1 pseudogene is annotated in these 253 nt (G+C 47.4%); it reads right to left on the bottom strand.

Features of this window, described 5'->3' with window-relative positions:
• Positions 1-253, bottom strand: a pseudogene (locus E8Q33_RS15315) (4Fe-4S dicluster domain-containing protein); the annotation flags it as partial.

Below are 253 nucleotides of genomic sequence, written 5' to 3' on the forward strand. Positions count from 1 at the left end.
ACAATACCTGCCAGAGAGGCCAACAGGATCAGCGTGTAGATAATCACTCGAGGACGTTTATACAGCGCTTGCGGTTTGCTATGACCTTGCAACTCAGCGTATGAAGCGTAACGAATCAAGCCGCGCGCTCATTGATTTTATCCATTACCGAATCACAGGCATCAATGCACAAACCACAAGTGATACAACCTTCCTGTTGGCCTTTACGGATATCAATACCGGTCGGGCAGACATTGACGCAAAGTTTGCAATC

This window comes from Methylophaga sp. SB9B (genome assembly GCF_004832235.1).
GTDB lineage: Bacteria > Pseudomonadota > Gammaproteobacteria > Nitrosococcales > Methylophagaceae > Methylophaga > Methylophaga muralis.